The following is a 19,490-nucleotide window of genomic DNA, read 5'->3' as shown; positions in this document are numbered from 1 at the left end:
TTTTTCCGGAGTAAATTATGATTCACGACAGACCACCGCAGGACACGAGTAATTTGGGTTTAATCCCCATGGTCATCGAGCAAACGTCTCGCGGCGAGCGCTCCTTTGACATCTACTCTCGGCTGCTCAAAGAGCGCGTCATATTCGCGGTAGGACCGGTTGAAGACAACATGGCGAATCTGATCGTCGCCCAGCTGCTATTTTTGGAATCAGAAAATCCCGATAAAGACATCCACCTATACATCAATAGCCCGGGTGGCTCAGTAACGGCTGGTCTTTCCATCTACGACACTATGCAGTTTGTAAAACCTGACGTCAGTACGATGTGCTTGGGTCAAGCCGCATCCATGGGGGCATTCCTCCTCAGCGGTGGTGCACCTGAGAAACGTTTTATTTTGCCCAATGCTCGGACCATGATCCATCAGCCCTCGGGTGGCGCACAGGGGCAGGCGACCGATATTGATATTCAGGCGAAAGAAATTCTCATTATTCGTGAGCGACTTAACCGTTTGATGGCTGAGCACACAGGGCAACCCCTTGAGGTGATTGAGCGCGATACTGAACGCGACCGTTTTATGGACGCTGAACAAAGCCAGGCCTACGGCTTGGTGGATCACGTGGTAAACAATCGCGAAGTGGTCGCCGAGGGTTCCTAGAGCAAATGGGTATTGCAAACGAGCCCCAAACCGATCATCGTTTGCAGAAGGGGATAGTTTAGTCTCCGCTTGAGGAAGTGAGTAATGGCAAAAGACAGCGCTGACAGCGATAAGCTGCTTTACTGCTCGTTCTGTGGCAAGAGCCAAAACGAAGTAAGAAAGCTTATCGCCGGCCCATCCGTCTTCATCTGCGATGAATGCGTCGATTTGTGTAACGACATCATCCGCGAGGAAGTACAAGAGTCCGCGAGCGAATCGACCTCTGACAAGCTTCCGATTCCCTTTGAGATAAATGAAATTCTTGATCAATATGTGATTGGGCAGCAAAGAGCCAAGCGTGTGCTCGCCGTCGCTGTGTACAACCATTATAAGCGCCTTCGTTACACTCCTGATACGCGTACAGGGGACGACGTTGAACTCAGCAAGTCTAATATATTGCTTGTTGGCCCTACCGGCTCTGGTAAAACTTTGCTTGCGGAAACTCTCGCTCGATTACTTGACGTACCCTTTACGGTTGCTGACGCAACGACGCTCACAGAGGCGGGGTACGTTGGGGAGGACGTTGAGAATATTATTCAGAAGCTCCTGCAAAAGTGCGACTACGACGTGGAACGCGCGCAGATGGGCATCGTTTACATCGACGAGATTGATAAAATCTCACGGAAGTCAGATAACCCATCCATCACCCGTGATGTTTCAGGTGAAGGTGTGCAGCAGGCATTGCTTAAGTTGATCGAGGGCACAGTAGCTTCAGTGCCCCCTCAAGGTGGTCGCAAGCACCCGCAGCAAGAATTTTTGCAAGTCGACACCAGCAACATCCTCTTTATTTGTGGCGGTGCCTTTGCGGGTCTCGATAAAATTATCCGTAATCGGTCCGAAAAGGGTGGTATCGGCTTTACCGCCGAGGTTAAGAGCAAGGATGAGACTCGTCGATTTGGTGAGATGATCTCTGACCTCGAGCCGGAAGACCTGGTTCAATACGGTCTAATTCCTGAGTTTGTTGGCCGATTGCCTGTCATTGCGACCCTCGAGGAGCTAGACGTCGAAGCGCTGGTACGAATCCTTACTGAACCACGTAACGCGTTGACCAAACAGTACGCCAAGATGTTCGACATGGAAGGCGTGGAAATTGATTTTCGCGAAGATGGGCTTCGGGCGGTTGCTGAACGGGCGATGGAGCGAAAAACAGGTGCTCGAGGTTTGCGCTCCATTTTAGAAAACGTCCTTCTAGAGTCTATGTACAACGTTCCCTCACAGCAGAATGTCGCGAAGATCGTCGTCGATGAAAGTGTGATTCAGGGCGAATCTGAGCCCCTTCTTGTTTACGAGAACAATGAAGCAGCCCGAGCAGTGGCTGAGGACTGACGTCATTGGTGCCCCAACCGAGAAAGGCTTGGGCGGGGCGCTTTTAAAGTAAAGTCATCCACCCCTTGAGAATACACCGTACTATCCCCATGTAAGTGGTATAGATGCTGGAGTATTCCATGAACGACGTTGTTGCTGTTGAGTTACCTTTGCTACCCCTGCGCGATGTGGTGATTTATCCCCACATGGTGTTGCCGTTGTTTGTCGGGCGTGAGAAGTCCATTGAGGCTCTCGAACAGGCCATGGCGGATGACAAGCAAGTGTTGTTAGTCGCCCAGCGCAACGCCTCTGACGATAGCCCCGCGGTTGACGACCTTTATCAGGTTGGCACGGTATCTAATATTCTGCAGCTATTAAAGCTCCCCGATGGCACCATTAAGGTGTTGGTTGAGGGAGAGTATCGCGCTGCTATCGAGTCTATGAATGATGAAGGTGATTACACGATCGCCCACGTCAGACAAATCGAGAACAGCGGATTACCCGAAGACGAAGTCGATGAATGCCTCCGTACGGTCGTGGAGCAGTTTGAAAAATATGTCAGCTTGAGCAAGAAAGTCCCCTCAGAGGTTCTTGCGTCGCTGTCGGGTATCGAAGACCCGGGTCGCCTCACGGACACTATCGCAGCTCACATGAGCGTAGACCTCGAAGAAAAGCAGCGCATCCTAGAGATTTCGTCATTGCAAGATCGCGTAAATCATTTGCTAGGCTTGATGGACGCCGAGATGGATCTGTTTCAAGTAGAGAAGCGGATCCGGGGTCGAGTCAAAAAGCAAATGGAGAAAAGTCAGCGCGAGTATTACCTTAACGAACAGATGAAGGCTATTCAGAAAGAGCTGGGCGAGCTAGATGATGCGCCAAATGAGCTCGATGATTTAGAGGGTCGTATAGCCGACGCAAAGATGCCGGATGAAGCTCGCGATAAGGCTCTAGGCGAACTTAATAAGCTGAAAATGATGTCGCCTATGTCAGCAGAGGCCTCTGTGCTGCGGGGTTACATCGATTGGATGGTCAGTGTCCCTTGGACCAAGCGAAGCAAAGTCAAGCACGACCTGAAGCGTGCAGCCTCAATTCTTGATGCCGATCACTACGGCCTAGAAGAGGTCAAAGACCGGATTCTTGAGTATCTTGCCGTTCAAAAGCGCGTGCGAAAAATTAAAGGGCCGGTTCTGTGTCTCGTAGGCCCTCCCGGGGTTGGAAAAACCTCACTGGGCGAATCACTGGCAAGGGCGACAAACAGAAAGTTCGTGCGCATGGCGCTTGGTGGCGTCCGTGATGAAGCTGAAATCCGGGGGCACCGAAGAACTTATATCGGTTCTATGCCCGGTAAGTTACTGCAAAAGATGGCAAAAGCTGGCGTCCGGAATCCGCTCTTTTTGCTGGATGAAATTGATAAAATGGGCACCGACCATCGTGGAGACCCGGCATCAGCGATGCTGGAGGTTCTCGACCCCGAGCAAAATCATGCCTTCAATGATCACTATTTGGAGGTGGATTATGATTTGTCAGACGTCATGTTTGTCTGCACTTCAAATACGATGAACATTCCGGGACCTCTGTTGGATCGAATGGAAGTTATCCGTATCCCGGGTTATACCGAAGACGAAAAGTTGAACATATGCGAGCGCTATCTCGCCCCCAAGCAGATCAAACAAAATGGTTTAAAGAAGGATGAAATCAAACTGGGGTCTGAAGCCTTACTTGATGTAATCCGCTACTACACCAAAGAGGCTGGTGTACGAGGTTTAGAGCGAGAGGTGGCGAAGATTTGTCGAAAGATGGTGAAGAAGTTTGCCACTGGAGAGCTGCAAGGTGAGGTTGAGGTTACCCCGGCTATGCTGCCCGATCTGCTGGGTGTCCAGAAGTTCAATTTTGGCATTGCCGAAGAAGAGAGCAAAGTCGGACAGGTTACAGGCCTTGCTTGGACTTCGGTAGGTGGAGAGTTGTTGACCATTGAATCAGTGGCGGTAGCCGGAAAGGGGCGCCACGTTAAGACCGGCTCGCTAGGTGACGTGATGCAAGAATCTATTCAGGCAGCGACCACGGTTTTTCGGTCTCGCTCTCAAAGCCTGGGCGTGCCTGCGGCCTATCATGAGCGCAATGATACTCACATCCACGTGCCGGAAGGTGCCACGCCTAAAGACGGCCCTAGTGCTGGCATTGCCATGTGTACAGCGTTAGTGAGTGTTGCGACACAGATTCCCGTGCGCTCGGATGTCGCTATGACAGGCGAGATTACTCTGCGTGGTGAAGTGCTTCCTATTGGCGGACTCAAGGAAAAACTGCTGGCTGCACGGCGGGGTGGTATCAAGACGGTTGTCATACCCAAAGAGAATGAACGGGATCTGAAAGAGGTGCCCGACAACATTCTAGAGAACCTAGATATTAAACCTGTTAAGTGGATCGATGAGGTTCTCTCCATTGCTCTGGAGCGTATGCCAGACCCTATCAGTGATGAGGAATATCTTGTGGATACGGGCATGGCAACTAGCAATGATGATCAGGCTGAGCCGTCCAGACCTCCTGCACATTAGTTTTGTTGTGCTTTAGGTCTTTTTTTCAGCTTATAAGGGATAACTTTCATTGACCCTTTCCACTTCATCGTTATAACCTTGAGGTGTGCCATATGGGGCGTAACGCCCATTCCTGCATCAAACCTGCCGAGAGGAACTCACGTGAATAAAAATGAATTAATAGACGCAATCGCCGAAGAAGCTGATCTATCTAAGGCCTCCGCTGGCCGAGCTTTGGATGCTGCTATCAATGCCATTACTGGCGCTTTGACGAAGCAGGACACCGTTTCGCTGGTCGGTTTTGGAACCTTCTCAGTGAAGCATCGTGCAGCTCGTGAAGGTCGGAATCCTCGCAGCGGTGAGACTATCCAAATTAAAGCGTCGAACGCCCCCGGCTTTAAGGCGGGTAAAGCGCTCAAGGATGCTGTGAACAGTTAGACCCCGTCCTGCGTTAATTTCCGTCAGGTAAAGCGGTAGGTCCGCAACACTAGATTCACTCGATGAAAAGGCGCTTTATTGCGCCTTTTTTCGTATAATGGCTGCAACAGGCTTTTAGAGCAGCACTCCACGAGCTGATAGGTAAACAGCCAGCTCGTGGCCGTTTAGTTTTTGGCTTGTAGCCAACATGAGTCATGGAAATGTTGGGTTGGCACGTAAGTCCACCAATTGGAAGTCTTAACACAATGATGCAGTCAATTCGCGCCGGCACTCAAAATACCGGTTTCAAGCTCCTTATATTCATGATCATCCTATCCTTTGCGGGATTCGGCTTAGAGCAGGTGATATTCGGCAGCTCGGGCACGTCGGTTGCTGAGGTCAATGGCACTGAAATCACCCCTCAAGAGTTGCAGGTCGCCATTGAGGGCCAAAAGCGTCAACTGATGCAAATTTTTGGTGACAACATTGACCCCGAGATGCTGGACGATGATCGTATCCGGCCACGTGCTCTAGAAGAAATGATTGAGCGCACAGTTTTGCTTCAGGCTGCGACAGACAATGCCATGGTTGCTTCAAGTCGGGCTATTGGGGATATCGTGGGCTCCATAGAGGCGTTTAAAGTTGATGGGGCCTTTAACGCTGATCAATACAAAGTGGTGCTGGCTAACGCAGGGTATAGCCCTGAGCGCTTTCGACGTGAGCAGGCGCAGCAAATCATTCTCAGTCAACTGCAGCAGGGCGTACTGGCTTCCGATTTTGTGACCAACACGGAGCTCGCAGCGGCCGCTGTGGCAACCGCGGAAGAACGCGACGTGAGATATCTTATTGTCGCGAACGAGTTGTTGCGGGAATCCGCGGAAGTTAGTCAGGAATCCGTCAGGGAAGTTTACGATCGCGACCCCAGCAGATGGACCTCAGAGGCCTCGGTGGTTGCTGACTACATCGTGGTATCGAGGGACGATTTTCTGGCGCCAGTAGACTCAGACGCGCTAGAGGAGCAATTTCAGTCCGTGCAGGACGAGTACACCGTTGCCGAGCAAACATTGATCGCACATATTTTGCTGATCCAGGGTGACGACGAGACGGTTGAAACCTACACGCAGCGTATCGACGATGTTGCGAGCCGGGTCGCGGCAGGTGAGAATTTTGCTGAGCTTGCCGCCGAAGTCTCCGATGATATTGGTTCGGCAGCGCTGGGAGGGGAGCTAGGCTTCACCGATGGCACAGTCTTTCCGCAACCGATGGAAGAGGCCATCAGCACTTTAGGTGTGGGAGATGTGTCTGCGGGTGTTGAGACCGACGCGGGAACGCACTTCATTCGCATTCAAGAGCGAGTTGCAGGGGAAACTCCAGATTACGAGCAGTTAAAAGCTGATCTGGCGAAATCCATGCAAGAAGCTGAGGCCGAGCAAACCTTGTTGGTTACTGTGGATGAATTGCGGGAATTGAGCTTTAACGCTGCAGATTTACAGCAGCCCGCCGACGCCCTATCTTTGACAGTCGCGCAATCTGCGCCGGTTTCATTGAGCATAGGAGAGGGGGTTTTCGCTGAATCCGCTGTGCGCGAAACGTTATTTTCTGAGGAGGTCTATGAGGCTGGAAACAACAGTGCCATCTTAGAGCTCTCTGGAAATCGATTTGTGGTGGTTCGAGTTGCTGAAAAAAGGCCGGCGGAGATCCTACCGTTTTCCAAGGTGGCCAACAGCATACGCGGTGATTTAGAGACAAACGCAAGAGTGGCGGCTGAGTTGGCCCTTTTGGAGTCCTTAAGGTCGCGTCGCGCGGATGGAGAGCGCTTAGAAGAGATCGCTACGGCTGGAGACTATGAATGGCGCGTGGAACTAGGCGCGCGCAGAATTGGCAGCCTGCTGCCCGCTGAGGTGGTGACAGTGGCGTTTGCTATGCAAGAAGGTGCCGGGGCAACCCTTGAAAGCACTACGCTCGTCAATGGAGATTTAGCGATTGTCGAATTGGCAGGCGTAGAGCAGGGTCAGCTGGAGAACTTATCTTCAGGCGAGCAAACTGCGATGGCAGAACAACTCGCTCAGCTTCAGGGACGACTGTCTATGCTCGAGTATAGAACAGCGCTGCGCGACAATGCTGAAATCGTGACCCGGTGACTTCAGGTGCTGTGTGACAGTTAACAAAGGGAAGGGCTCAATGCCTAAGGGCAGGAGCGATGCCCTCGGGCAGTTGGTGGCCGCGGTTTCCAGTGTTGAGTCGAACGCGGATATCCGCAGCCCGCTCGCGGCACCCGATTGGGTCACTGGAAAGCCGCCGCCGCCACTGGATCGATGGCACCCCGAGCACTGTGGTGATATCGGTATGGAAATTAGGGCCGATGGCAGCTGGTGGCACGATGGCTCACAAATCCGGCGCAGCGAATTGGTGCAGCTTTTTGCAAGTATTTTGCGCCTAGAGGAGGACGGTGAATACTACCTAGTCACCCCGGTAGAAAAGGTCGTCGTCAAGGTGGCATTACACCCTCTTAGGGTCACTGATGCCGAACCACTCGCAGGCCATTCGCCAGAAGTGCTTATCCTGACATTAAACACCGGGGGGCAGATTCCTCTGGACAACCGTCATACCCTGACGCCAGAACCACGGGCTGCAGATGCGGCTTACATCACTTTAGATAACGGCTTGACCGCCTTGTTCACGAGGGCGGCTTGGTACCGCCTCGTGGAACAGGCCGATGAGTCGGGTGCCATTTTTAGCGACGGCCAACGTCGGCCATTGCTGCCCGAAAACTAAGCGATTCCTGCTTCCAGCTGTGCTTAGTCGGTCACTCACATGTTGGGATAGTTAGGCCCACCAAAGCCCTCTGGCGTGACCCAAGTAATATTTTGTGACGGGTCTTTAATGTCGCAGGTTTTGCAGTGCACACAGTTTTGGGCGTTGATTTGAAACCGCTGTCCCTGAGCATCTTCCACGATCTCGTAAACACCTGCAGGGCAGTAGCGCTGCGCGGGTTCATTGTATCGGGGCAAGTTTGTCGACAGGGGTACATCAGGATCGATGAGTGTTAGGTGGCAAGGTTGGTCTTCTTCGTGATTAGTATTTGATAGAAAAACAGATGACAAGCGGTCAAAGGTGACGACGTTGTCAGGTTTGGGGTATGAAATCTGTTTTGCCTTATCAGCGTCTTCTAGGCAGGCATAGTCTGGTTTTTGGTCCCGAAGTGTGAAAGGCAGCTTGCCGCGGAAAATGTTTTGGTCGATCCAAACCAATCCCGCTCCAACAAGATAGCCAAACTTGTGCATAAAGCCGGCGAAGTTCCGCGTGGTGTACAGCTCGTCCCCTAACCAGGAGTCTTTTATGCGTTCGGCAAAGGTGGTGAGATCCTGAGGCGCCGCTTCACCCTCTGCTAGGGCATCCATAAGCGTCTCTGCGGCAATCATGCCGCTCTTCATGGCTGTGTGGTTGCCTTTAATCTTCACGCTGTTCAGGGTTCCGGCATCACAGCCAATTAAGAGGCCGCCGGGGAAATGCATTTTGGGTAGCGAGTTGTGACCGCCCTTAGCCAGTGCACGGGCGCCATAAGCAATGCGACTGCCACCTTCTAGCACCGACTGTGTAGTGGGGTGAGTTTTCCACCGCTGAAATTCTTCAAACGGGCTGAGATGGGGGTTTGAGTAGTTCAGGTCGCAAATCAGTCCCAAATAAACCTGATTATTATCTGCATGATACAAAAATGCGCCCCCTGAAGAGTTGCTCTCCGAGAGAGGCCAACCAAGACCATGAACCACTTTGCCGGGCTCGTGCTTGCTGGGTTCAATTTCCCAGATCTCCTTGATACCAATGCCGTAGTGCTGGGGGTCGGCGTCTTTGTCGAGATTGAACTGCTGCATCAGCTGTTTTCCGAGGTGTCCTCGGCAACCTTCCGCAAATAGAGTGTATCGGGCATGTAGCTCCATGCTGGGCACGTAAGCGTCTTTTTGGGATCCGTCTAACCCCACACCCATTTCTCCCGTGGCGATGCCCTTTACAGCGCCAGACTCATCATAGAGAACTTCTGCTGCAGCAAACCCTGGGTAGATCTCTACGCCAAGCCCTTCAGCCTGCTCGGCCAGCCAACGGCAAACGTTTCCCATAGAGACAATGTAATTGCCTTCGTTGTGGGTTGGCTTCGGGATCATGAAATTGGGTAATTTTGTGGCGCCGCTGCCGCTGGTGTAGAAGTAAAAGGTATCTTCGGTCACCGGGGTCGTGAGTGGGGCACCAAGTTCCGCCCAGTTGGGGAGCAATTCGTTGAGCGCTCTGGGCTCCAGCACGGCGCCAGAGAGGATATGTGCGCCGACTTCGGAGCCTTTCTCTACCACACAGACCGTTGTTTCTCGCTCTTTTTCCTGCGCTAACTGCATGATGCGGATAGCAGCTGACAATCCTGCAGGTCCTGCGCCAACAATGACGACGTCGAACTCCATTGATTCGCGTTCCATAGCGATTTTCCCCCAAATTTGATGTTGCATTGTCTAGTTGTGTGGTGTGTTCCAGCTTGGTGCTGGTATAGTCGCGTCCGAGGCAGATGACTGCCGAGAATTGACTCTTACCCAGCCTTAAAACTGAACTTAGAGTCGCCTTTTTGAACTTCGGGTATGTTACACTAAACTTCCCGCAAAGCACTATTCTAGCAAAGCTACGGAGTCATAATGAAAGCACTGGTCGCTGTTAAGCGCGTGGTTGATTATAACGTCAAGGTACGTGCCAAAGCCGATGGCAGTGATGTTGAACTTAACAATGTCAAAATGGCCATTAATCCCTTTTGTGAAATCGCTGTCGAAGAAGCAGTTCGCCTGAAAGAGGCGGGAACTGTTTCTGAGGTTGTGGTGGTTTCTGTGGGCGAAAAGTCCAGCCAAGAGCAAATCCGCACCGCACTCGCACTCGGTGCTGACCGCGGTATTCATGTCGAAGTTGAAGGGCGTCCAGAGCCTCTCGAAATTGCGAAGCTTTTGAAAGGGGTTGTCGATAAAGAGCAGCCGCAGCTGGTCATTTTGGGTAAGCAGTCTATCGATGGTGATAACAACCAGACAGGACAGATGCTGGGTGCACTCGCCAATATGGGGCAGGGGACTTTCGCATCAGAAATTAAGGTTGATGGCGATAGCTTACAGGTCATCCGAGAGGTGGATGGTGGCCTTCAGACCCTCAAGTTGTCATTGCCTGCGATTGTGACCACAGACCTTCGGTTGAACGAACCAAGATACGCGTCACTGCCCAATATTATGAAGGCTAAGAAGAAGCCCTTAGACGTCACAAACCCCGGTGAGCTTGGCGTTGAGGTCAAATCACATGTCACGCAACTCGGTGTTGCTCCGCCTCCTGAGCGCGCAGCTGGGATAAAGGTTGAGGACGTGGCTCAACTGGTCGATAAACTCAAGAACGAAGCAAAGGTGATCTCATGAATACGTTGGTTATTGCCGAACACGACAACAGCACGCTCAAGCCGGCAACGCACAACGCGGTTGCTGCCGCGCAAGCCATTGGCGGGGACATTGACATCTTAGTGGCAGGGGCCGATTGCGGGCCTGCGGCTGATGCCGCAGCAGCTATACCTGGCGTGGGCAAGGTACTGTGTGCCGACAACGCCGTGTATGCAAATCAGTTAGCCGAGAACGTGGCGTTGCTCATTGCTGATGTCGCTGCATCCTACGACAACGTTGTGGCTCCGGCGACAACTGGGGGCAAGAATACAATGCCACGCGTGGCAGCGTTGTTAGACGTCGCGCAGATCTCTGACATTATTGCCGTAGATAGTCCTGACACATTTAAGCGCCCCATTTATGCGGGCAACGTGATTGCGACGGTACAGTCATCCGACGCTAAAAAGGTCATCACAGTCCGAACCACTGCTTTTGACGGCGTTCCTGAAGAGGGCGGCTCGGCAGCGGTTGAGGCATTAGCGGCGGCACATGATGCTGGGCTTTCGAGCTTTATCAGCGAAGAGGTTGCCGTGTCGGACAGGCCCGAACTGACAGCCGCTTCCGTGGTGATTTCAGGTGGCCGAGGCATGCAAAACGGTGATAATTTCCAACTGCTCGAAGGCATTGCCGACAAGCTCGGCGCTGCGATTGGCGCTTCTAGGGCAGCGGTAGACGCTGGGTTTGTGCCCAACGACTATCAGGTTGGACAAACCGGCAAGATTGTCGCGCCAGATCTTTACATCGCCGTGGGAATTTCGGGTGCCATCCAGCACTTGGCCGGAATGAAAGACAGCAAGGTTATTGTTGCCATCAATAAGGATGAGGATGCGCCTATCTTTCAAGTCGCAGACTATGGTTTGGTCGCAGATTTGTTTCAAGCCTTGCCAGAGTTAGAAGCGGCTATTTAGCAACATTGCCCCATCGCCTTAAGACCCAAGACTTAAGGCGATGGTCTCCGTGTTTATTTAGGTCTGTCCGGCTTGTTCCAAGTCGGGCCGGCCCAAATTTTAACCCCTGTAAAAGAATGTTTCTTCTTCGCCGACTGTGCCCGGCACAGATCCTGTGTGGTGAATCCTCGAGCGGCATAGGGGCGGTAGCCTCAATTACCAGTCTCGTAAAATTAGAGTAAGCGCTGAAGCGCCTCAGAAAACTGCAGTGGTAGCGCGCTTGATAGCCTCGCACCCGGCAGGTGGTAATTGCGGCTTCAGACGCTATCCCTCTAAGCCCCAGAATACACTAGTAACTCTGGTTTCCTTTGCTTCGTTTTGTGGGCCGACGGCCGTCCGGTTCGTTGTTAGTATTTTTTTTGGCGGGCATTGTCGCGGGTCGCGGTGGGTGCTTTTGTAAGGCAGCGATGAAGCCTTAGCCAAACGTTTAAGAACGCAACGAAGCCTTTTAGCGAGTGATTCCTGTGACTGAACCTTTAGGTAGGTCCTGTTTTAGGTCAGTTGCAGTTGCACCCCCAATTTTCTCGCGGCGTTGCTGACGAGGAAAAGCTCTTTCGTTGTCAGAGGGTGCCTTTCCTGCCATTCCCTAGGAAAGCACAGGTTTAGTGTTGCGGTCGATGCCGTGATCTTGGCGTCCCTGGCGTCTTCTGCCCATTTTAAAACGACTGCAATGCGCATGATAACCAGGAGTTTCGCAATGTTTTCGCCGTGCTTTTGCCGCATTGAGCCCAGCTCGCTTTGGCGTAACTTGCCGCGTTGACCGTTCACCAAAGCGGCAAGCATTTCTTGCTCTCCTTGAGAGAACCCCGCTAGATCCGAATTTTCCAGAAGATAGGCCGAATGACGATGGTAGTGTTTTTGAGAGATCGCGACACCGATAGCGTGGCATCTTGCGGCCCACACCAGTAGTTCGACATCGCGGTCCCGCAGCTGCCAGTGCTTTCTCACTGACATAGCTAACCTTGTGACCATGGTTGACACGCTTTCAGACGCAGTCTGGTCGGCTTGATAGCGTGCGAGAATCGCGGTGATTGAGCGCTCACGAACGTCCTCATGGCGTAGCCTGCCTACCAAGTCGTAAACGACGCCTTCCCGAAGTGCACCCTTTGACGTGCGCATTTTCTCAATATCCAAACCTGTGAAAATGGCTAGCGCTATGGCGACACCTGCCGCAATAACGGACCGTCGTTTATCATTCAGGCCTGCCCAGGGGATGTCATCAGCATGCTTGTATTTCATCAATGATTTTCGAAGCCGCTCAAGGGACCTCTTATCAATACCGTCATGACTCCAGCCATTGAGTTTTATGATCGTCTCTATAGCCTGCAGTGTGCCAGAGGAACCGACAGCCTCAGACCAGTGCTCGGCATTGAAGTGTCCGCGAATATGCGATGTTTCGATCAATGCCTGCTGAAAAGCATTATTAAACCGGCGCTTGCTAATTTTCCCCTTGCCAAAATAGGTGTGGGCATAGCTGACACAGCCCATTTGCAGGCTTTCCAAGCGAGTAGGTTCAAAACGTCGACCGATTATAAATTCTGTGCTGCCGCCACCAATATCCACAACAAGGCGGCTTCTGCTGTCATCAGCCAGAGCATGGGCGACACCCAAATACACAAGACGCGCTTCTTCTCGCCCGTAAACCACGTCCACTGGCACTCCGAGAATTTGCTCAGCGGGGATAGTAAATTCCCGACGGTTGCGTGCGCGCCGTAAAGCGTGGGTGCCGACTACTCTGATTCGGGAGGGCTCGATACTCTGCAGCAGTTGCGCAAACTGTTTTAAACACCCGAGGCCACGTTCAATGGCTGCTGATGAAAGTTTTCGGCCGCTAAGGCCAGCACCAAGCTGCACCTTTTCCGCTTGGCTATGTATAGGCTTGATCTCGCCATGTTCAAGTCGCCCGATCAAAAGATGAAAAGAGTTGCTGCCAAGGTCGAGTGCGGCGAGAAGGCTACCCTCGGGGAGTGGTTCTTCACTATTGGCGCCGGTGGTATCTGATTCGATAGGGTTACGCACGGAGATCGCCCCGAGCCCCTGATTTTCTGGAGTTGATTGGAAACCTTGTCGTCAAAAAGACCTTCATCGACATGCTAAGGAACAAAGCTCATCGGGGCTCTGCCCGTCATGCGCGTGAGAAGTTCATAGCCAATAGTGCCTGCATATTCGGCGACCTCATTAACGGCTAAATGTTTGCCCCACAGTTCGACCGGAGCCCCGATTTGGCAGTTCGGAAGATCAGTAACGTCGACGGTAATCATATCCATTGAAACTCTACCTGCTAGAGGTATCCGCCTACCTTGCAGCCATACCGGTGTCCCATCAATAGCGGTTCGTGGATAACCATCGCCATAACCTACCGGTATCGTTGCAATAAGACTGTCCCGTGCCGCTCGCCAGCGGCCGCCGTAACCTACAGATTCACCTGCTGTAATTTTGCGAAGGGCCATGACTTCTGAATTGAACGTCATTACGGGCTCAAAGGATACCGCGGCTTCAGCCGCTGTATGCGCTGCGCCGTACAGCATAATGCCCGGGCGGATCCAAGTTGCCGCAGTGTCCAAGCCGTTAATGACGCCTGCAGAGTTAGCCATGCTCGTCTGAGACGGCGTTGATTTTTTCAATGATCGCCAAACTTGCTGCTGTTTTTTAGTCAATGCTGAGTGGGGGTGTTCGCCATCGGCATAGTGGCTGATGAGAGTGATTGACTGCGCTCCCAGTTCCCGCAGGCGTTTTTCAATTTGAGGAGCCTCTGCTGGATTGAACCCCAGCCGATGCATGCCACTATCGATCTTAATCCACACCGGCGCGGTGAGGGGATGGCCGCTTTGTTCGAGGAGGTCGATTTGATGATGACAGTGTACCGTCATCATCACGCCATACTCATGTATTGCATCGACATCGCACCGATCAAATGGTCCCTCCAAGAGCAGAATTGGGAGATCGATTCCCGCTTCACGAAGCGCAACAGCTTCCTCACAAAATGCGACCGCGAAGCCGTCAACAAACTCGCACAACTTTTGGCCACATCGAATCATACCGTGACCGTAGGCGTTGGCTTTTATCGAGGCGAGTATCCGACTGTTACCCGCGAGGCTGCGAGTTGCGGCCGCGTTAAGCGAAAGAGCATCGAGATCAATGGATATTGTTGTTGGTCTTGGCACGTTTTCTCTCAGGCGTTGAAACGATGGTGTGCAAATAGCGATTGTGCCGCTGCCCACACTTCCCCAGGCTTCCCATCGTTGACGCTTCGTCCATCAATAGCAATAACTGGAGCCACTTCTTTTGTTGAGCTTGTTAGCCACACTTCGTCGGCTGCCATAACTTCAGTGCGAGTTACTGTGCGCTCTTCAACGTTCCAGCCCTCGCTGCGTAAAATGTCGATCAGCATGTTTCGCGTTACCCCGGGAAGTTTTTCAATATCCAATGGTGGGGTAGCGACCGTTTTATTTTGCACGATGAAAACGTTACAGGCAGCGGCCTCGGTGAGCTCTCCATCCTCGTTGAAGAGAATGGTTTCATCGGCGCCAGCGTCAACACCTTCCATCATGTGCAGCACGTTTCCCAGCAGGGCCACTGATTTGATATCGCAGCGTTTCCAACGACGGTCTGTGGCAGTTGCCACCCGGTAGCAAGTGACGCGCTCAGGATCACCATTAGAGGGCGCACTTACCGCAAAGGTATAGGCAAATACCGTGGGCGGGCAGTCCGCTGGGAAGCGATGATTTCGAACGGGAGCGGTGCCGCGGGTGACCTGTAAATAGACGCCTTGATGTTCTCCTTCACTCTTGCCGGTTAACTCAGTGAATAGCGTGTGCCATGCTTCAGTGGACATTGGGTTTTCAAGGCTAATCGCGGCCAAACCCTGGTCAAAACGTTGCATGTGTCGCTGAAAGCCCACGGGGCGCCCTTCATACCACGGAATGACCTCGTAAATGCCGTCGCCAAATAAAAACCCGCGATCCATTGGCGAAATACGCGCTTCCTCTAAAGGCATGAACGCGCCGTTAAGGTAGGCAATTGTCACGTTTTAATCCCTCCGCTGGTGATTAGCTTGATCTCTTCAATAAGGGCTTCACCCACGGCAGCGTCAAAGCCGTCCTCGGTGTTGGTAGGTTCGTGACTGACGCCATCGACTGCCCCCAAGTCAACGCAGCGCTGGAGCAGTGCATTGCTGTCCAGCCAATCCAACACAGGACGTTCACAAAGTGCTTCCGCCATAGCAATTAATCCATAGGCCCCCCAATTTGACACATCTGCAACAATCAGTTCGTCGCAACTGATGCGAGCGGGCCTTATATCCAAAGTCTCCAGTACCTCTCCAGCACGACCCATACCGGCTTCGTTGCCGCCATCACCAATGGCGATAACGGGACAATCAGCGAGTTCCAGCAAAGGCTCAACGGGACGGCACTGCTCAGTGATGTCTTTGCCAGCAATATTATAAAACCGGCCGTCGGCCGCGGCTCCAGGTCGCTCAATGACAATGATGAGTGAGGGCGCTAGATCAAGCAGAAGCCCTTGGGCTTCCGCATGGGCACCTTCGTAATCAAAGCTTGTAAGGGGCCATGTTCGTATCGATTCCCCTAGCGCACGGATGATCGCATCACCACTGAGTAGCCAGGGCTTGCGGCCAAGGCTCTCCAGAAAATGATAAAGCGCAAACGCCCCTGGGGGGCCGTCTGTCTCAAAGGTTCCAGCGACCGGAAAACCCGTGCAGACAACAATATTACCCTCGGCCGCAATGACTTGCTGTGCAGCACGTAAGAGGTAAGCGGGCTGCAGCGCATCTCGAACGATGCGCATGCCTCTTGGATTTCGGGCAACCAGAGCGCCTTCGAGCCGGTGACTAATGTCTGTTGCTGAGGTCAAGGGGCAGGGCATCCAAGGCCGTCGAGCGCCTTCAGGTGCGTTTCTTCATAATGCTCATGCAACCAGACTATTTGCTCCGCTTGGGCTGTGCTTAATGCTTCAAGTCGCACCTGCTGTCCCGCTCTGGCCTGGCTGAGTCGCACCCTGTCAGGGGGAATTATGACGCCAACCTGAGGGTAACCTCCCATTGTCTGGCGATCATTCATGAGCACCAAGGGCTGCCCGTCGGGTGGAATTTGAATTGAACCAAGGCAGGTAGCCTCTGACCAAAGTTTTGTCATGCCGGTATCGACCGGACTGCCGTTTAGAGGAATAGCCATGCGGTTAGCTGATCCAGAAATACTGAAGATTTGCCCGCAAAGATCCTCTCTGCAGTCTTGTGTAACGTCGTCATAATGGATCCCCGGCAGAAATCGAAGCTGTAGAGTATCAGCTTGCGTACTGGTTTTATTGGGCAACTGACGTGACTCATGCCGTTGCCAATGAGGGGTTTCCGGCGGCTGGTCGGATGAAGCTGCAGGTAAAAGGTCTCCTGCTTTAAGGGCTTCTCCAGCGATACCCCCGAGGCCCTCGCGGATAACAGTACTTCGGCTTCCCAAGACGAGGGGCGTGGACACGCCTCCCTTTACGGCCAAATAGCTGTAAGTGCCCTTTATGGCCCTTCCAAGAGTAACGGTTGATCCGGCGGTCACAACCACTAGCGTATTCATAAAGCACTGTTCGTCGTTGACATGCAGTGTCACGGGAGCGCCACACAACGCCAGCTGCAGATCGCAGGTAGCTATGAGCGTTATCCCATTCAATACGACTTCTATGCCGGCATGATTATCTGTGTTGCCAACGAGTCGATTGGCACAGCGGAGCGCAAATGCATCAACTGCGCCTCCAGTAGTGATGCCATAACCAAGGTAGCCGACACGACCAAGGTCTTGAATAGTGGCGTAAAGGCCCACCTTGATAACGCTCAACCCAGTCACATTAACGTACCACCCAGTTCGAAAAACTCACCTCGGGAAATGGGCTTGAAAGTGACTAGGTCACCCACAGCTATTAACCCGGGTGGTGACTGGTCTAAATTAAAGAGAGGAGTAGGGCAGAGGCCCAGAAGACGCCACCCACCAGGGGACGCCGAGGGATAAACCGCTGTTTGTCGATCTGCAATGGCAACACTGCCCGCAGGCACTATTCTTCGAGGCGATCTTAAGCGCGGTATTTCCAATACCTCTGGGATGTCCCCTAAGTAGCAGAATCCCGGGGCAAACCCCGTTGCATAGGCGTTGTAGCTGCTACTCGAATGTAAGTCGATGACCTCTTGAACGGACAGGCCGGTATGCTCGGCAACACGTAGCAAGTCATGACCTGACTCTTCTGCGTACCAGACGGGCAATTCAACCATCCGTCCTCTACACTGTGGTGCAGCAGTGACGCCGTCCAATTCGCGAATGGTCGCCAGTAACGTCTCTCTAGGGAGTTCTAGGCGATCAAAAAAAAGCATCAGGGTTCGGTAACCCAGTACGCAGTCGGTGAGGCCGCTGGGGTATTTGCTCGTTATGCGATCACGCAGCTCAAGAAGATCAGCGGTAAGGGCAGGGCTGGGTGCGCCGTCAAGGCTTATACGGATACCGTTGAGGCCAGCGTAGCTTATATGCATTAGCTAGTCTGCGGGTGTTTGTAACGCTAGGTGAATGGCTTTCAGCATCTCTAGCGCCTCAGGCGTATCACCGTGGACGCAGAGAGTGTCTGGAAGAATATTGAGTTTGTGGCCTTTGGTGCTGCGCACTGTGCCAGAGGCGATGGCCTTCGCCTGAGCAACCGCGGCGGTCACGCCTAAAACTGCGCCGGGCTTGGTACGCGGGACAAGATAACCCGAACGGGTATAACCCCTGTCTGCAAAAGCCTCAAAACGCAAACTCAGTCCATAGTCAAATGCAGTTTCAACTGACTTTTTATCTTTTGGCGTGGCGAGCATGACCAACTCAAGGGGGCGGTACCACGATGCAATAGCTTGCATCACTGTTCTTTCCAGTTCTGGGTCGGTGCTCATGTCATTGTAAAGCGCCCCATGGGGTTTTACGTAGGTAACGCGCGCACCATTCGTACGAGCTATGCCGTCGAGCGCGGATATTTGATACTGAATACAGTCAATAAGCTCTTGGCCTCGCAGGTCCATTGAGCGACGGCCAAAACCTTGTAAGTCTGGATAAGCGACGTGAGCGCCGATTTCGACTTTGTGGCGTTTGGCAAGAAGGACCGTCTTGCGCATTATAGACGGGTCGCCGCCATGGTAGCCGCAGGCAATGTTTGCGCAGTCAATAAGAGGCATAATTTCGTCGTCACGTCCCATGGTGTAGGCGCCGAATCCCTCGCCCAAGTCACAGTTGAGTTTTATGCTCAATTGACGGGATCTTCTTTTCCGGGTGCGACTGACCACCCTTTTGACAGCTTTCACAGTATTGCGAGTCCTGTGTTGGGTTTATCAGAAACTAGCATGTAGCCAGGGGCGTGAGTGAATGCTAGGGGGATTTCGGCATTTTCAAGTGCCACTTGAGGCGTGACGCCACACGCCCAAAACACCGGCACCTCATCGTCTTTAATGGTAACGCTGTCACCAAAATCTGGTTGCTGAAGGTTGGTGATGCCGATTTGGCTAGGGTCGCCAAAATGTATTGGAGCCCCATGAACGGCAGGAAATCGCGTGCAAATTTGAATGGCTCTTATGGCGTCCTTGGGTTTCATGGGACGCATGCTCACAACAAGATTGCCGGCGAACGGACCCGCGGATGTGCAGGGTTGATTCGTTCGGAACATTGGTACATTAACCCCCTCAGAAATGTTTCGAATTTCGAGGCCGTCGGCAAGCAGTGCTTCTTCGAAAGAAAACGAGCATCCCAGTGCAAAAGCCACATGGTCAGAGCGCCAGTGATCCAAAAGGTCGGTCGGCTCATTCATTAAAGCGCCATTCTCCCAGCGTCGATAGCGCGGTACATCGGTTCGCACGTCTATGTCTGAGCCAAGCTCCGGTAGGCTGAAGTCGCCCGGAGTAGGGCTTACGGCAAGCAGTGGACAAGGTCTCGGATTGCGTCGGCAAAAGTCGGCGAAGTCGCCGGCATAGTCCTGAGGAATAATGACCAAGTTGCACTGGACGAAGCCCGGAGCCAATCCACTTGTGGTTTCACTAAGCCTGCCCTGGCGCGCTGCTCGGCGCAGCTGGTTAGGTGCCATAGACTTGAACGGATTACCCACCGACAAAGTGATCTCCTTTGCTTTAACTCGCTGCGA

At 52.7% G+C, this 19,490-nt stretch carries 17 protein-coding genes; 8 read left to right on the top strand and 9 right to left on the bottom strand.

Annotated features, from left to right (window positions below):
* Positions 1-17: 17 nt before the first annotated feature.
* The 6 genes from clpP to ACMAY6_RS08025 all read left to right on the top strand — a co-directional run bounded on the left by clpP (position 18) and on the right by ACMAY6_RS08025 (position 7,723).
* A complete protein-coding gene (gene clpP / locus ACMAY6_RS08050) occupies positions 18-656 on the top strand; it encodes an ATP-dependent Clp endopeptidase proteolytic subunit ClpP (RefSeq protein ID WP_435210841.1) in 639 nt (212 codons plus the stop codon).
* Positions 657-740: 84 nt separating this feature from the next.
* Positions 741-2,021: an ATP-dependent Clp protease ATP-binding subunit ClpX gene (clpX, locus tag ACMAY6_RS08045; RefSeq protein WP_435210839.1), complete on the top strand. Its 1,281-nt coding sequence runs from the start codon at positions 741-743 to the stop codon at positions 2,019-2,021.
* A 119-nt stretch (positions 2,022-2,140) separates the two neighbouring features.
* Positions 2,141-4,552 (top strand): endopeptidase La, encoded by a 2,412-nt coding sequence (gene lon / locus ACMAY6_RS08040; protein ID WP_435210837.1) that lies wholly within the window; start codon positions 2,141-2,143, stop codon positions 4,550-4,552.
* 141 nt (positions 4,553-4,693) lie between these two features.
* The gene (locus tag ACMAY6_RS08035) at positions 4,694-4,969 is read left to right on the top strand and encodes an HU family DNA-binding protein (protein WP_435210836.1); all 276 of its coding nucleotides are present in this window, start codon (positions 4,694-4,696) and stop codon (positions 4,967-4,969) included.
* A 245-nt stretch (positions 4,970-5,214) separates the two neighbouring features.
* Complete coding sequence (locus ACMAY6_RS08030) at positions 5,215-7,089, top strand: SurA N-terminal domain-containing protein (RefSeq protein ID WP_435210834.1); 1,875 nt, start codon at positions 5,215-5,217, stop codon at positions 7,087-7,089.
* Between the two features lie 40 nt (positions 7,090-7,129).
* Positions 7,130-7,723 (top strand): DUF1285 domain-containing protein, encoded by a 594-nt coding sequence (locus ACMAY6_RS08025; RefSeq protein WP_435210832.1) that lies wholly within the window; start codon positions 7,130-7,132, stop codon positions 7,721-7,723.
* A 35-nt stretch (positions 7,724-7,758) separates the two neighbouring features.
* On the opposite strand, the gene ACMAY6_RS08020 is transcribed toward ACMAY6_RS08025, so the two are convergent.
* Positions 7,759-9,411, bottom strand: coding sequence for an electron transfer flavoprotein-ubiquinone oxidoreductase (locus ACMAY6_RS08020; RefSeq protein WP_435210830.1), 1,653 nt, complete (start codon positions 9,409-9,411; stop codon positions 7,759-7,761).
* A gap of 210 nt (positions 9,412-9,621) precedes the next feature.
* On the opposite strand from ACMAY6_RS08020, the gene ACMAY6_RS08015 reads away from it, so the two are divergent.
* Together ACMAY6_RS08015 and ACMAY6_RS08010 are read left to right on the top strand one after the other, a co-directional pair.
* Positions 9,622-10,374 (top strand): electron transfer flavoprotein subunit beta/FixA family protein, encoded by a 753-nt coding sequence (locus ACMAY6_RS08015; RefSeq protein WP_435210828.1) that lies wholly within the window; start codon positions 9,622-9,624, stop codon positions 10,372-10,374.
* Positions 10,371-11,300: an electron transfer flavoprotein subunit alpha/FixB family protein gene (locus tag ACMAY6_RS08010; RefSeq protein ID WP_435210826.1), complete on the top strand. Its 930-nt coding sequence runs from the start codon at positions 10,371-10,373 to the stop codon at positions 11,298-11,300. Before ACMAY6_RS08015 ends, ACMAY6_RS08010 begins: the two co-directional genes overlap by 4 nt.
* 531 nt (positions 11,301-11,831) lie before the next feature.
* Here ACMAY6_RS08010 and ACMAY6_RS08005 read toward each other — a convergent pair.
* The 8 genes from ACMAY6_RS08005 to ACMAY6_RS07970 form a co-directional block, all read right to left on the bottom strand.
* A complete protein-coding gene (locus tag ACMAY6_RS08005; protein ID WP_435210824.1) occupies positions 11,832-13,358 on the bottom strand; it encodes a Ppx/GppA phosphatase family protein in 1,527 nt (508 codons plus the stop codon).
* Between the two features lie 74 nt (positions 13,359-13,432).
* Positions 13,433-14,503 carry an alanine racemase gene (gene alr / locus ACMAY6_RS08000; protein ID WP_435210823.1) on the bottom strand — a complete coding sequence of 357 codons (1,071 nt, stop codon included), beginning with the start codon at positions 14,501-14,503 and terminating at the stop codon, positions 13,433-13,435.
* 8 nt (positions 14,504-14,511) lie between these two features.
* On the bottom strand, positions 14,512-15,366 hold the full coding sequence (locus ACMAY6_RS07995; RefSeq protein WP_435210822.1) for a D-amino acid aminotransferase: 855 nt from the start codon (positions 15,364-15,366) through the stop codon (positions 14,512-14,514).
* Positions 15,363-16,211 carry a glutamate cyclase domain-containing protein gene (locus ACMAY6_RS07990; RefSeq protein WP_435210820.1) on the bottom strand — a complete coding sequence of 283 codons (849 nt, stop codon included), beginning with the start codon at positions 16,209-16,211 and terminating at the stop codon, positions 15,363-15,365. Before ACMAY6_RS07990 ends, ACMAY6_RS07995 begins: the two co-directional genes overlap by 4 nt.
* Positions 16,208-17,188 carry a biotin-dependent carboxyltransferase family protein gene (locus ACMAY6_RS07985; protein ID WP_435210819.1) on the bottom strand — a complete coding sequence of 327 codons (981 nt, stop codon included), beginning with the start codon at positions 17,186-17,188 and terminating at the stop codon, positions 16,208-16,210. Before ACMAY6_RS07985 ends, ACMAY6_RS07990 begins: the two co-directional genes overlap by 4 nt.
* Positions 17,185-17,862 (bottom strand): 5-oxoprolinase subunit PxpB, encoded by a 678-nt coding sequence (gene pxpB, locus ACMAY6_RS07980; protein WP_435210817.1) that lies wholly within the window; start codon positions 17,860-17,862, stop codon positions 17,185-17,187. Before pxpB ends, ACMAY6_RS07985 begins: the two co-directional genes overlap by 4 nt.
* A gap of 3 nt (positions 17,863-17,865) precedes the next feature.
* The gene (locus ACMAY6_RS07975; protein ID WP_435210815.1) at positions 17,866-18,606 is read right to left on the bottom strand and encodes a 5-oxoprolinase subunit PxpA; all 741 of its coding nucleotides are present in this window, start codon (positions 18,604-18,606) and stop codon (positions 17,866-17,868) included.
* Between the two features lie 50 nt (positions 18,607-18,656).
* A complete protein-coding gene (locus tag ACMAY6_RS07970; RefSeq protein WP_435210814.1) occupies positions 18,657-19,460 on the bottom strand; it encodes a putative hydro-lyase in 804 nt (267 codons plus the stop codon).
* Between the last annotated feature and the right edge of the window lie 30 nt (positions 19,461-19,490).

The organism is Luminiphilus sp. nBUS_16 (assembly GCF_051201645.1).
Classification (GTDB): Bacteria; Pseudomonadota; Gammaproteobacteria; order Pseudomonadales; family Halieaceae; genus Luminiphilus.
Note: the sequence above shows the minus strand (reverse complement) of the source record. Positions and strands in the feature narration are given on the sequence as shown.

What these genes read in the sequence shown, in the direction of transcription:
- clpP (WP_435210841.1), top strand. Translation starts at nt 18, where the DNA reads ATGATTCACGACAGACCACCGCAGGACACGAGTAATTTGGGTTTAATC.
- clpX (WP_435210839.1), top strand. Translation starts at nt 741, where the DNA reads ATGGCAAAAGACAGCGCTGACAGCGATAAGCTGCTTTACTGCTCGTTC.
- lon (WP_435210837.1), top strand. Translation starts at nt 2,141, where the DNA reads ATGAACGACGTTGTTGCTGTTGAGTTACCTTTGCTACCCCTGCGCGAT.
- ACMAY6_RS08030 (WP_435210834.1), top strand. Translation starts at nt 5,215, where the DNA reads ATGATGCAGTCAATTCGCGCCGGCACTCAAAATACCGGTTTCAAGCTC.
- ACMAY6_RS08025 (WP_435210832.1), top strand. Translation starts at nt 7,130, where the DNA reads ATGCCTAAGGGCAGGAGCGATGCCCTCGGGCAGTTGGTGGCCGCGGTT.
- ACMAY6_RS08020 (WP_435210830.1), bottom strand. Translation starts at nt 9,411, where the DNA reads ATGGAACGCGAATCAATGGAGTTCGACGTCGTCATTGTTGGCGCAGGA.
- ACMAY6_RS08015 (WP_435210828.1), top strand. Translation starts at nt 9,622, where the DNA reads ATGAAAGCACTGGTCGCTGTTAAGCGCGTGGTTGATTATAACGTCAAG.
- ACMAY6_RS08010 (WP_435210826.1), top strand. Translation starts at nt 10,371, where the DNA reads ATGAATACGTTGGTTATTGCCGAACACGACAACAGCACGCTCAAGCCG.
- pxpB (WP_435210817.1), bottom strand. Translation starts at nt 17,862, where the DNA reads ATGCATATAAGCTACGCTGGCCTCAACGGTATCCGTATAAGCCTTGAC.